Origin of the sequence: Pseudorhodobacter antarcticus, from assembly GCF_900110135.1 — a bacterium.
Taxonomy (GTDB): Bacteria; Pseudomonadota; Alphaproteobacteria; order Rhodobacterales; family Rhodobacteraceae; genus Pseudorhodobacter; species Pseudorhodobacter antarcticus.
Window position 1 is genome coordinate 142,637 of sequence record NZ_FOCO01000005.1, and the last position, 11,720, is coordinate 154,356.

Consider the following 11,720-nt stretch of genomic DNA (forward strand, 5'->3'; position numbering starts at 1 on the left):
GCTTCAACAGGTGAATGGCGATTTGGGTGCGGCCTATTCTTCGCCGCCCGCATCTTTCATCAATCGATCCGCCTTTTTGCGCACCAATGCTGACCGCAGATCGTGCATGGCCAACAAAAGCGTATCGGTGACAAATTCCAACTGCTCCTCACTCGCGCGGGTTTGCACCCATTGCGTGGTCAGGTTCATGTGGTCGACTGCGCGCAAAATATCATCCGCCTCGCGCGCCGCCAATTGATGGATGCGCTGGGCAATCCAGCCTTGGATTTCGGCAATATCATCGCTGCTTAATGCGCGGTCGCCATGTGGCTTTACCTCGCCGTTGCGGATGTTGATGGTCGCGATTTGGTCCATTTCAATGCGGCGCTGGCGGTTTTCGGTATCAACCCGAAACACCAGCGCCCCATTGTCACGCACCCGAAAGTAATAGTCCGGCAGATCGCCCGCCATATTGCCCCCGTTAGGCCAACGCCGCGCAGAATGTCTGAATTCGCGTGCAGGCCTCTTTCAACACATCATCCGATGTAGCGTAGCTGACGCGGAAGTTTGGCGATAGGCCAAAGGCTGCACCAAACACCACGGCGACCCCGGTTTCCTCCAGCAATGCAGTTGCGAACACTTCGTCATTGGTGATCTTGGTGCCCGCCGCACTGGTTTTGCCGATGCAGCCCGAAATATCGGGATACACATAAAACGCGCCTTCGGGCTTGGGGCAGGTCACCCCTTTGGCATCATTCAACATTCCCACCACCAAATCGCGGCGGCGTTGGAACAGTATCTTGTTCTGGGCCAAAAACTCTTGCGGGCCTGTCAGCCCCTCCAGTGCCGCGTATTGGCTGATGGAGGAGGGGTTGGAGGTGGATTGAGACTGAATGGTGCCCATCGCCTTGATCAAGGCCACGGGTCCCGCCGCATAGCCGATGCGCCAGCCTGTCATCGCATAGGATTTGGACACACCATTGCAGGTCAATGTGCGGTCATAAAGGCCGGGTTCCACCTGCGCAGGCGTGCAAAATTCGAAATCATCAAACACCAGATGCTCGTACATATCATCCGACATGATCCAGACATGCGGGTGGCGCATCAACACATCGGTCAACGCCTTCAATTCCGCGCGGGTATAGCCTGCACCCGTGGGGTTCGACGGCGAGTTAAAGATAAACCACTTGGTCTTGGGCGTGATCGCCGCCTCTAACTGTGCGGGCAACAGCTTGAAATTGCTTTCAATGCCACATTCCACCGCAACGGGCGTGCCGCCTGCCAGCAAAACCATATCGGGATACGACACCCAGTAAGGCGCGGGGATAATCACCTCATCCCCCGGATTACAGGTGGCCATAAAAGCGTTGTACAGCGTTTGCTTGCCACCTGTGCCGACCGTGATTTGGTTGGGCGCATAGGTCAGCCCGTTTTCGCGCGCGAATTTGGCGCAAATCGCCTTTTTCAATTCGGGGATGCCGTCCACGGCGGTATATTTGGTTTTGCCTGCATCAATCGCCGCTTTGGCCGCATCTTTGATGTTTTGGGGCGTGTCAAAATCGGGTTCACCCGCGCCAAGGCCAATCACATCCTTGCCCGCCGCTTTCAGTTCATTCGCTTTGGTGGTGACTGCGATGGTGGGGGAGGGTTTGACGCGCGACAAGGTATCGGACAAAAAGGCCATAGCAGGCTCCGGCGTTGGGGGGCATGGTGCCGAAATGGCCCCCGATTTGAACTTAGCGGCCACTTGTCATAGGGTGCGCAGGAACGACGATCAAGCGATAACACCGCAAGAGGATATGAGAAATGACCGAGACCGATAGCACCAACTGGTACAGCGCCGAGGCCGCGACCTTTGGCGACCGTGTGGCCGCCGCGCGCGAGGCGGCAAGCCTGACCCCTGAAGGACTGGCGCGGCGGTTGGGGGTAAAGTTGGTGACGATCCAGAATTGGGAAAACGACCATTCCGAACCGCGCGCGAACAAATTGCAAATGCTGTCGGGGATGCTGAATGTGTCGATGCGTTGGCTGTTGACTGGCGAAGGTGACGGGGTCGATGCGCCCGTGGCCCCAAGCAGCGGTGATTTGAACAAAGCGCTGGCCGATCTGTCGCGCCTGCGCGCGGAAGCTTTGGCCATGTCGCAAGATATGGGGCATCTGGAAAAGCGGCTGCGCGTGTTGCTGCGGGATGCCGCCCAATGATCGAGCATTTGAACGAGACACCCGAGGCGCGGCTGAAACGCATGAACATGCGGTCATGGCGGCGCGGCACCAAGGAAATGGACATGATTCTTGGCCCCTATGCCGATGCGCATTTGGCGGGCATGGACGAGGCGCGGTTGGTGCTGTTTGACCGCTTGCTGTGGGAAAATGACCAAGACCTGTTGCCGTGGGTGTTGGGCCATGTCGATGGGCCGCCCGATTATGCGGTGCTTTTGGCCGAAATTGGCGTGTTTTCCCGCAATCGGTTGCTGGCATAGGGCGGTCGATTAAACCTTTTCGCCAAATTCGACATGAAACTGTCACGAGTTTACCGAATGTTTGCGTTTTGTGCTGATTCTACGTCCAGAAAGTTTCTTGGGCGGAGAAAGCGATGACACTACACACAAAACTGTTGGACGGGTCGGACAAGGCCTTGATGTCCAGCTATCTGGAAAGTCTTGCATTGGTCGAACGGCTGCACCGTTTGCTGCTGGACGTGGTCAAGGATGAATTTGAACGGCTGGGCGTGCTGGAAATCAATTCGGTGCAAGCGCTGCTGTTGTTCAATATTGGTGAAAATGAGGTGACTGCGGGGGAATTAAAATCCCGTGGGTATTATCAAGGGTCCAACGTCAGCTATAACCTGAAAAAGCTGGTCGAATTGGGGTATATGCACCACCAGCGGTCCGAAATTGACCGCAGGTCGGTGCGCGTGCGCTTGACAGAAAAAGGGCGCAATATTCGGACCATGCTGAACGATCTGTTCGCCCGCCATACCGAAGGGTTTGAGGCGCGCGGCATCATCAACGCGTCGGGGATGGAAGATATCAACCAATCGCTAAAGCGAATGGAACGGTATTGGACGGACCAAATCCGCTATATTTATTAGGGGTTTAGCGCCAAAATCCTGCGTGGCTGGCGAATCGTCCTTGCAGCTTTGCCAAAAGGCGATGGGCAAGGGCGGACCGCGGAACCGCGCCGCTATGCAGCCTATCCAGCACCACCTCTGGGGGGCAGGGCAGGCGGCTTAGGGGATCAAAGTAACGCGGATATGCGATTAGCGTTGCGTGGACCAGAAGGTCCAAGGATGGGCGGATTTGGGGGGTGCCATCAAGCTGCAAAAGGCGGCGCTGTGGCACGGGGCCAAGATCATAGGTCAGCCCCCAACCGGCATAAAACGGCGCGCCAAGGCAAGTGACCTGCTTGCCCCGGATCAGCGCCTCAAACCCCAGCAGCGATGTCATGGTCCAGACGTGCTGCACCCTGTCCAACAGGGCGATTGGGTCGGCGTGATTGGCGATATGATCGACCAAGGGGGCAAGGGTTGCGGGCTCAATCTTGCCCGGACGCAATCCGGCCTCCACATCAGGGTGGGGTTTATAGATCAGTACCGCTTGCGGGTTCGCCGCACGCGCCGCCTGCACCAACGCCAGATTGTGGCGCACATCGCCTGCCCCAAGACGAATGGAGGCGTCATCCTCTACCTGGCCGGGTATCAGGATGCACAGCTTGTCTTGCGGCACATCGGGCAGATCGCCCCCCCCCAGATTGTATTTTGACAACCGCTGGTTAATCAGCGCGTCGCGCAGCGTGCGGGCGCGGTTGGCCGCATCGGGCGGCGGGGGGGACAAAATCAAGCGTTCAAGCCGGCTTTCAACCGATGGGTCATAGTAAATCCCCAGATCATCTACCACCAAACTCAGCGGCGGCACCAGATTGGCCCCCAACCCGCGCGAGCGTAAAAACCCATCCTCCACCCGGCGAATCACCACTGGGGCGGTCAGGCCCACAGGCGCTTTTCCCGCCCAAACCAACAGGCCCGCGCCCTGTTTTGTGGCAAGCGCTACGGCTTTTTCTGGATTATCTTCAAATTTTACGGATTTTTGACGACCAAACACCGCCTGCAACCGCCCACGTTTCCACAGGCGCATTCCCAGCGCCACATGGCCACGGTGATCTTCGCGGTAGGCGCGGGTTTCGGCCTCCAGCTGATTCAGGGCATCTTCAAAGCTGCACAAGCGGTCGCGGCACGGGTCGTACCATGTCGGCGCCAAGATATAAGTGGCAGCAAAAAGCTGTGTCGCCGTCAGTGCGCGGGTGCGGCGCGGGCAGGGCAATGCATCCTGCGACAGCCCCCAACCGGCATAGATTGGGCGACCGAAAACGCGGGGGCGGTGACCTGCAAAAATCGCCTCCATCCCCAGTTGCGACGACAAGGTGTAAACCGCCAAAGCCCCGTCCAAAAGTCGCCACGGCGACACCGCAGCGGTCAGCAAGTCATACCCCGCGCCGGGGCCAAAATGTCCTTGGCGCAACCCTAAATTCGTCTCAGGATGCGATTTTATGACAATCCGCGCGCCCGGATGTTCGGCCTGCGCGGTCGCCAACGTCTGCGCAAATGCAGCCCCATCTGCGCCTGAACAGGCGACTGATGCATCGCCGCGTGTCTGGTCCACCACCAAAACATAGCCGGGTTCAGGGCAGGGCAGGCCCAGATCGTGAATGTTGTATTTTGACAAATCTGCGGCGCGCAGCCGCGCCATTCCCAGCGATGCCCGCGCCAAAAGGTGCGGATCGTCCAAATCGGCTGTTTGCAAAATATGCTCCAGCATCGACGGCTGGCTGGCATCAAAATGCACCCCCAGCGGATCAATCAGCAGACCCAAAGGGGCATCCCCCGCGCGCCCCGGCCGGACGGAGCGTAAAAACGCATCCTCCACCCGGATTAGGGGGGCAGCGCGTCTTGCTGCTACCGCTTCGCCCCGCTTGGCATAGGGGCTGCGGCCCCAAACAGCGACCGCATCATCGCCGGAGGGCAGGCCCAGCGACAGATCATACCCGGCAAGCTGCAAAATGCGGCGCAGACGCGGCGCGCGCCAAAACCCCGCGTTATATGCAAACAGCCGCCGGGGGGGTGCCCCGGCGGCTGTTGAAGGGACCACGTCAGCCGACAAAGGCTCAGCTGCCAGAGCTGCTGGTTGCGCTGTCAGACAATGATGTTGCCGCCCCGACGGTGCCAGTTACCGCAGCAATCGTGCGCTGCCACTGTACAAACGGCGCTTCGGTCACATAAACCGTGTCGCCGTCCCGCACCAGAAAATCGCGCGCCTCAAACATGCCGGTTGGTTGTGTCAGGTCCAGCACATAGACCATGCGCTGATCGCCGGTCAAATCGGACCGACCCAGCACTGAATTGGCAATTTCCGCCGGTTCATTGCGGAACACGAACACGCCTGTCGGGTCCGCGGTGGTGCTGTTCAAGCCGCCAACTTGGGCAATCGCTTCAATCGCGGACAGGGTTTGGCTTTCAAACGGCACCCGGTTTTGCGTGCCGGTTGCCCCCATCGCCACATAGGCGCGGGTGTCGCGTTCCACAACAATCCGGTCGCCCGCCCGCAGCGCAATGTCCAGCGCGGGGTTGGCATACAAATCTTCTAGCCAGATTTTATCGGTATGGCTGCCGCGCGTGACACGCACCAACGCCACCGCCGGTTCAATCGCCACGCCGCCCGCCCGCGCCAACATTGCGGTCAAGGTGCGGGTGGGGCGTTCGATCGGAAACACACCTTGGCCGCTGACAGCCCCCGACACCGACACGGTGGAACCGTCGCCGGCCACACGCTGCACGGTGACTTGCGGATCTGGAGTCTGGCTGTCCAGCTTTTGGGTGATCAAACGGCGCAGTCCTTCGGGGCTTTGACCCGATGCTTTGATCCGGCCAGCATAGGGCACAAAGATGAAACCCGCGCCATCAACCTGCACTTGGTCCAGCAAGGATACCCGCTGGCCAGTGTTGCCCAACAGCGGGTCATCCTTGACGTTTTCAAACACGGTCAGCGCCAGAATATCGCCCGGCGCAATGGTATCGGACCCCACAACGCCCGCATTGCGGAAGTTGGAGCCAAAGCCAAAGGCAGGCGTCACCGCCGTCGCACGCGTCACGCGGCTGTTGACGGACACGATGAACGCATCCCCCTCTTTCAGCACAGAACCTGCAAAGATTTCTTTTTTATTCGGGCCGGGGCGCGGCAAGCTACACCCAACAAGTGCCGCAACACAAACCACAAGGACCAAGCCCTTGGCCCCTTTTTTCGCCATCAATTTCACTGCCCGGGCTCCTTTTTTGGATACTGCCTCAGTATTTTTTTTACAAACCTACACAGCAGCGGCAGAAAATTCCAGTTTTCCGGGACTTTATCCTTTTACGAGGCGCAACTGTTGCCTTGGTGCCGCGCTTCCTTTGGTCAGCGCGTCGTATGGATCGTCGGGCAAAAGCATCATGTCTACCACCTGTCGTAGCAACTCACGCCGCCCACGCGAGGAGTAGAAGCCACCGGGCACTTGCGACGTTTCCAACAGATAGTGGCGATAATCGCGGTACGCACGGCTGTCGGGGCGGGTTGGATGGGTGAAAAACGCCTCCAACGGCTGCGCCGAGACAAATTCGGGCTTGGCATAGACCGCCGTGCCGAACACTTTTAGCGGCAAACCGCGCCAAAGCACCTGCTGGGCGGCGGTGGAATTGACCGTGATCGCCGACCGCGCGTGGTTCAGCAGCACCGCCAATTTGCCGCCCCGCACAAAATGCACCCGGCCTTGGACGCCGTACAATTTCGCCAAGCTTTTGATTTCGCGCGCAACGGGCACGCGGCCATCCTCCAGCGGGTGGGCCTTGAACACGAGGTGATGATGCGGTGATGCGCCTTTGGCAAACCCCTCCATCACCAAGGCCAAAAATTCGGTCATCGTTGAAAACGGTGAATGCATTTGGAAACTGCTATCATGTTCCAGCTGCAACAGCACCAGATGATAGGGAAAGCCGCCGTGTTTGATGCGCACATTGGCCAGCATCCGTTCCCAGCGGTGAAAAGGCAGCAAAATCAGTCGTTTGCAATACAGCATAAATTCTTGCGAAACCGTCAGCGCGCGGTGCGGGCGATAGCGGCGAAAATCCCAAAACCCGGCCAGTACGAACCAATGATACAGCGCGCCCCAGAAAATATGCTGGCGCATGTCGCCCCAACGCGCCGGGGCATCGGGCAAATCCATGTCCGATTGTGCCAAATCGGTCTGCATCTGTGCCAGCGTCAGGTCCATCAGCCGCGAATTGCCGTTCGACCCGCCGCGTTCATAGGTCACCCAATGGGGCCGCAAATACCCTTCTTCAAACACATGCACGGTCAACCCTGCCGCTTTTGCAATTCGCACCGCATAGGCGTGGATGGGCCGCGTGTCGCCATAAAGCACGATATCGGTGATGTCTTTTTCAGCAATCAGGGCGGTAAAGGCGTCAGGCCACGCCTCTACACTGGCTTTATGCGCGATAAAACTGGCCGCTTTGGGCCAAAACGCGCGGTCGCCGCGGTTGAACCCGACGCGCCACACCTGCGCCCCCGATTTTTCCAACATTGTGCCCAAATGGGAAAAGAAGGGGCCATGCGGCCCTTGCAGCAATAAAAACCGACGATTTTCACCCGATACGCGCATCACACACCTTTTTGCCCCATCCATTCCATTTCTCCCCCGTGGTAAAGGGGAAAAGCCGGGGCTTTGCACCGATATGGTCGACAAGCCGGGCAGAATTAAGGCCAATTTTGCGGCCCTTGCAAGGCAGTTGCGTCAAGGGTACGCCTAAGGGCATCAATAAGGGGTTAAGGCATGTTCACAGGCATCGTGACGGATATTGGCACTGTTTTGGCGCTGGAACAGCAGGGTGATTTGCGCGCGCGCATCGGCACCCGCTATGACATTGCGGGGATTGATATCGGGGCCTCCATCGCCTGTGATGGGGTGTGTTTGACCGTGATCGCGCTGGGGTCTGCGCCGCAAAACTGGTTTGATGTGCAAATCAGCGCGGAATCGGTCAGTAAGACCAATATTGCGGGCTGGACCGTGGGCCATCCGTTGAACCTTGAACGCGCTTTAAAAGTCGGGGATGAACTTGGCGGTCACATTGTGTCGGGCCATGTGGACGGTCTGGCCGAGGTGGTGGCCGTGCGCCGCGAAGGCGACAGCACCCGCGTCACCTTTCGCGCGCCCCACGCGTTGGCGGGCTTTATCGCGCCCAAAGGGTCTGTCGCGCTGAACGGCACATCGCTGACGGTGAATGAGGTGGAAGGAACCGATTTTGGCATCAACTTTATCCCCCACACCCAATCTGCGACCACTTGGGGCACGGTGGCCGTGGGTGACCAGATCAACCTAGAGGTGGATACAATGGCGCGGTACGTCGCGCGCCTGCGCGATTGGGCAAAGATGTAGCGCCCCCCCCTCTGGCATTTGCGGCGCAGGCGCGCTATGGCCTGCAAGATCACCAAAGGGGCCGCCCATGACCAAGACCGAATACAGCGATGTAATCTCCTCCATCGAGGAGATTATCGACGATGCCCGCAATGGCCGCATGTTTATTCTGGTGGACCATGAGGACCGCGAGAATGAAGGCGATCTGGTGATCCCGGCGCAAAAATGCACAGCGTCCCATATTAATTTTATGGCGACCCATGGGCGTGGCTTGATCTGCCTGACGCTGACCGAAAACCGCATCGAAGCGCTGGGCCTGACGTTGATGAGCCCGAAAAACTCCAGCCGCCACGAAACCGCTTTCACCACGTCGATCGAGGCGCGCGAAGGGGTTTCCACTGGCATTTCGGCCGCTGACCGTGCGCTGACCATCGCCGTGGCAATCGACCCCGCGATGGGCCCGCAAGACATCGCGACCCCCGGCCATGTATTTCCCCTGCGCGCCCGCAACGGCGGCGTTTTGGTGCGTGCGGGCCATACGGAGGCGGCGACAGACGTGTCGCGGCTGGCCGGATTGGACCCGTCGGGCGTGATCTGCGAGATTATGAATGATGATGGCACCATGGCGCGCCTGCCCGACCTGATCGGGTTTGCGCAAAAACATGGCCTGAAAATTGGCACCATTTCGGATTTGATCGCCTATCGTCGCCGCAACGACAACTTGGTGCGCGTCAGTTCGCAATCGGTTGTGGCGTCTGAATTTGGTGGCGATTGGACCATGCAAATCTATACCGATGATACCGAAGGGGCCGAACATGTCGTCCTGATCAAAGGCGATATTTCCACGCCGGACCCGGTTTTGGTGCGGATGCACACGATGGACCCGTTGATGGATGTGGTGGGCCTTGGGCCCGCAGGTCGCACTGGCGAATTTGGCGATGCGATGCGCCTGATCGCGACCGAGGGGCGGGGTGTGTTGGTCCTTTTGCGTGATTTGCACATGAAAATGGTAACGGATGCTGAGGTAAGCCCGCAAATTTTGCGCCAATACGGGCTTGGCGCACAGATCCTGTCCAGTGTGGGTGTCAAAGATCTGGTGCTACTCACCAACTCGCCACGCCCCAAAGTTGTGGGCCTTGATGCTTACGGCCTGACCATCACCGGCACCCGTGCCATTCCGAAAGCTTGACCCATGGCATCGCATGAAACGCATTGCACCCTGCCGCTGCCCACATTCGACAAGCCGGTAAAGCTGTTGATCGTAGTCGCTCCCTATTACCGCGCAGTTGCCGACCAGATGATCGTGGGCGCGCGCGCCACCGCTGCAGCCTGTGGCGCAGAGGTGGAGGTGATCGAAGTGCCCGGCGCGCTGGAGGTGCCGACCGCGATTGCGATTGCCGAACGGCAAAGCAATTTTGATGGCTATGTCGCACTCGGCTGTGTGATCCGCGGCGAAACCACCCATTATGATACGGTGTGCAACGACAGCAGCCGCGCGATTTCCTTGCTGGGCCTGCAAGGGGCCTGCATTGGCAACGGGATCTTGACGGTCGAAAACATGGACCAAGCCGAAGTGCGCGCCAATCCTGACAAACAAAACAAAGGGGGCGGTGCCGCCGCCGCCGCCCTGCATCTGATCGCCTTGTCGCGCCGCTGGTCCAGCGCGCGCAAAGGCATCGGTTTCCGTGCATCCGAGGATAGCTTTCGCGCATGATCAAGCCTGACCCAAAACGCGACCTTAAAAAACAGATGAAATCGGCAGCCCGGCTTTATGCGGTGCAGGCGTTGTTTCAAATGGAATCCTCTGGCCAGACTGTTGAGGCGGTCCAGCGCGAGTTTGAAACTCATCGTTTTGGCGCGATCTATGATGGCGATGAAATGGCCGAAGGCGACGTGACCCATTTTCGCGCTGTGCTGAACCATGCTGTGAACCGGCAGGCCAAAATTGACCAAATGACTGATCGGGCCTTGGTGGCGAAATGGCCGATTGACCGGATTGACCCGGTTTTGCGCGCCCTTTTCCGGGCCGCCGGGGCCGAAATGGTGGAAATGGTGACGCCGCCAAAAGTGGTGATCACCGAATTTGTCGACGTGGCCAAGGCGTTTTTCCCCGATGGAAAAGAGCCGAAGTTTGTGAACGCCGTGCTGGATCATATGGCCCATGAGGCCAAGCCCGAGGGGTTTTAAGCCCGCGACAATGGGGCGGGTGTAAAGGCGGGCTGGCCGTGCTACGCTGTACGAAACAAAGGGGAATGTGATGCCAAAACTGATCCAACTTTATATCGTGAATGTGGCCATCGGTTTTGCGCTGGCCTTGGCCTTTGTTTCGGCAATCGTGTTTTTCGATGTGGCAGGGCTGCGCCATTTGGTGACGGGCACCGAAATGGGCTGGCTGGCCTTTGCGATGATGGTGATGTTCAACGGCGTGGTGTTTGCCAGCGTTCAATTCGCCTATGCGGTGATGAGCATGGCTGCCCCAGGGGATGGCCCAAAAGGCGGCAAAAAACAGGGTATTACGGCCCAACTGGCCCCTGTCCATGTCGGCGCCAAAAAGCGGTAAAAAGTGGCGGGGACCGCAGCAGCCGTGCGAGCTGTAATTTCCCGAGAGCCTGAGTGTTCAGGTGGTCGCCAGATACTTGGACCAGGATCCAAACAGAGCCAGCTCCCTCGGAGATGCTTATGGGCCACTGGAAATGTGCTGTCACAAACCGAGCAGACCCGCCACCAAACAAGATAGGGCTTTGCACCGCATCGCGCAAGGGGCCGTTGAAAATCGCGCGCGATGCACAAGCTAACCAATTGAAAACGCAAAACATCACATTTTCTGTTCACCAAATATTAACCTGCGATTTCACCTTGGCACAAATATCTAGCCTTATGTATCAAACGCACCAAGCGGGTGTGAGTGAAAAAATGACTCCACAATCTAAAATCGTTGGGGCATGTTTAACGCTATGCTGCCATTCGGCTCTGTTGCACAAATGGTCTGACGGTGAGGGTTCCCCTATCCCCGGACAGACTTATCCCACGACTTCTGTAATGGGCGTGCCGAGAGTGGTGAAGCCGTTCAGGACGGCAACACGAACTTGGAACTCCGCGACCTGACGGTCGAAGTCCCGCGCCATAAGGCGCTGACCCAGCAGTTTGACACAGTGCATCTTTGTTTCGACGCGGCTTCGGCGGTGATAGCCGCTCCATCGTCGCCATATCGTCCGGCCGAAGCGTTTCGACGCGCGGAGGGCCTCGTTCCGCGCGATCGCGCCAGGAGTGTCGGGTTTCCATGGCTTGGCGTTCTTGCG

At 58.4% G+C, this 11,720-nt stretch carries 13 protein-coding genes and 1 pseudogene; 8 read left to right on the forward strand and 6 right to left on the reverse strand.

Annotated elements, in window-relative coordinates; genetic code table 11:
* Positions 1–33 precede the first annotated feature (33 nt).
* Together BMY36_RS03955 and BMY36_RS03960 are read right to left on the reverse strand one after the other, a co-directional pair.
* Positions 34–450 carry a hypothetical protein gene (locus BMY36_RS03955; protein ID WP_050520749.1) on the reverse strand — a complete coding sequence of 139 codons (417 nt, stop codon included), beginning with the start codon at positions 448–450 and terminating at the stop codon, positions 34–36.
* A 10-nt stretch (positions 451–460) separates the two neighbouring features.
* Positions 461–1,663 (reverse strand): pyridoxal phosphate-dependent aminotransferase, encoded by a 1,203-nt coding sequence (locus BMY36_RS03960; RefSeq protein ID WP_050520750.1) that lies wholly within the window; start codon positions 1,661–1,663, stop codon positions 461–463.
* Positions 1,664–1,785: 122 nt separating this feature from the next.
* Here BMY36_RS03960 and BMY36_RS03965 point away from each other — a divergent pair, with 122 nt between their 5' ends.
* The 3 genes from BMY36_RS03965 to BMY36_RS03975 all read left to right on the forward strand — a co-directional run bounded on the left by BMY36_RS03965 (position 1,786) and on the right by BMY36_RS03975 (position 3,070).
* Positions 1,786–2,181 carry a helix-turn-helix domain-containing protein gene (locus tag BMY36_RS03965; RefSeq protein ID WP_050520751.1) on the forward strand — a complete coding sequence of 132 codons (396 nt, stop codon included), beginning with the start codon at positions 1,786–1,788 and terminating at the stop codon, positions 2,179–2,181.
* Positions 2,178–2,459: an FAD assembly factor SdhE gene (locus tag BMY36_RS03970; RefSeq protein ID WP_139193927.1), complete on the forward strand. Its 282-nt coding sequence runs from the start codon at positions 2,178–2,180 to the stop codon at positions 2,457–2,459. Before BMY36_RS03965 ends, BMY36_RS03970 begins: the two co-directional genes overlap by 4 nt.
* A 113-nt stretch (positions 2,460–2,572) precedes the next feature.
* On the forward strand, positions 2,573–3,070 hold the full coding sequence (locus BMY36_RS03975) for a MarR family winged helix-turn-helix transcriptional regulator (protein ID WP_050520752.1): 498 nt from the start codon (positions 2,573–2,575) through the stop codon (positions 3,068–3,070).
* A 4-nt stretch (positions 3,071–3,074) separates the two neighbouring features.
* Here the strand turns inward: BMY36_RS03975 and BMY36_RS03980 are convergent, their stop codons facing one another.
* The 3 genes from BMY36_RS03980 to BMY36_RS03990 form a co-directional block, all read right to left on the reverse strand.
* A complete protein-coding gene (locus BMY36_RS03980) occupies positions 3,075–5,123 on the reverse strand; it encodes a capsule polysaccharide biogenesis protein (RefSeq protein WP_244888654.1) in 2,049 nt (682 codons plus the stop codon).
* 16 nt (positions 5,124–5,139) lie between these two features.
* A complete protein-coding gene (locus tag BMY36_RS03985; RefSeq protein WP_050520771.1) occupies positions 5,140–6,279 on the reverse strand; it encodes a polysaccharide biosynthesis/export family protein in 1,140 nt (379 codons plus the stop codon).
* Positions 6,280–6,375: 96 nt separating this feature from the next.
* A complete protein-coding gene (locus tag BMY36_RS03990; protein ID WP_050520754.1) occupies positions 6,376–7,668 on the reverse strand; it encodes a capsule polysaccharide biogenesis protein in 1,293 nt (430 codons plus the stop codon).
* Between the two features lie 171 nt (positions 7,669–7,839).
* Between BMY36_RS03990 and BMY36_RS03995 the strand changes: the two genes are divergently transcribed.
* From BMY36_RS03995 to BMY36_RS04015, 5 genes are all read left to right on the forward strand, one after another.
* Positions 7,840–8,442 carry a riboflavin synthase gene (locus tag BMY36_RS03995; protein WP_050520755.1) on the forward strand — a complete coding sequence of 201 codons (603 nt, stop codon included), beginning with the start codon at positions 7,840–7,842 and terminating at the stop codon, positions 8,440–8,442.
* A 67-nt stretch (positions 8,443–8,509) separates the two neighbouring features.
* A complete protein-coding gene (gene ribB / locus BMY36_RS04000) occupies positions 8,510–9,610 on the forward strand; it encodes a 3,4-dihydroxy-2-butanone-4-phosphate synthase (RefSeq protein WP_050520756.1) in 1,101 nt (366 codons plus the stop codon).
* 3 nt (positions 9,611–9,613) lie between these two features.
* On the forward strand, positions 9,614–10,135 hold the full coding sequence (locus BMY36_RS04005) for a 6,7-dimethyl-8-ribityllumazine synthase (RefSeq protein WP_050520757.1): 522 nt from the start codon (positions 9,614–9,616) through the stop codon (positions 10,133–10,135).
* Positions 10,136–10,170: 35 nt separating this feature from the next.
* Entirely contained in the window at positions 10,171–10,608 is a 438-nt protein-coding gene (gene nusB, locus BMY36_RS04010; protein WP_175469245.1) for a transcription antitermination factor NusB, read from the forward strand.
* A 70-nt stretch (positions 10,609–10,678) separates the two neighbouring features.
* On the forward strand, positions 10,679–10,981 hold the full coding sequence (locus BMY36_RS04015; protein WP_050520759.1) for a hypothetical protein: 303 nt from the start codon (positions 10,679–10,681) through the stop codon (positions 10,979–10,981).
* A gap of 460 nt (positions 10,982–11,441) precedes the next feature.
* On the opposite strand, the pseudogene BMY36_RS04020 reads toward BMY36_RS04015, so the two are convergent.
* Positions 11,442–11,720: pseudogene (locus BMY36_RS04020) on the reverse strand (IS5/IS1182 family transposase); the annotation flags it as partial.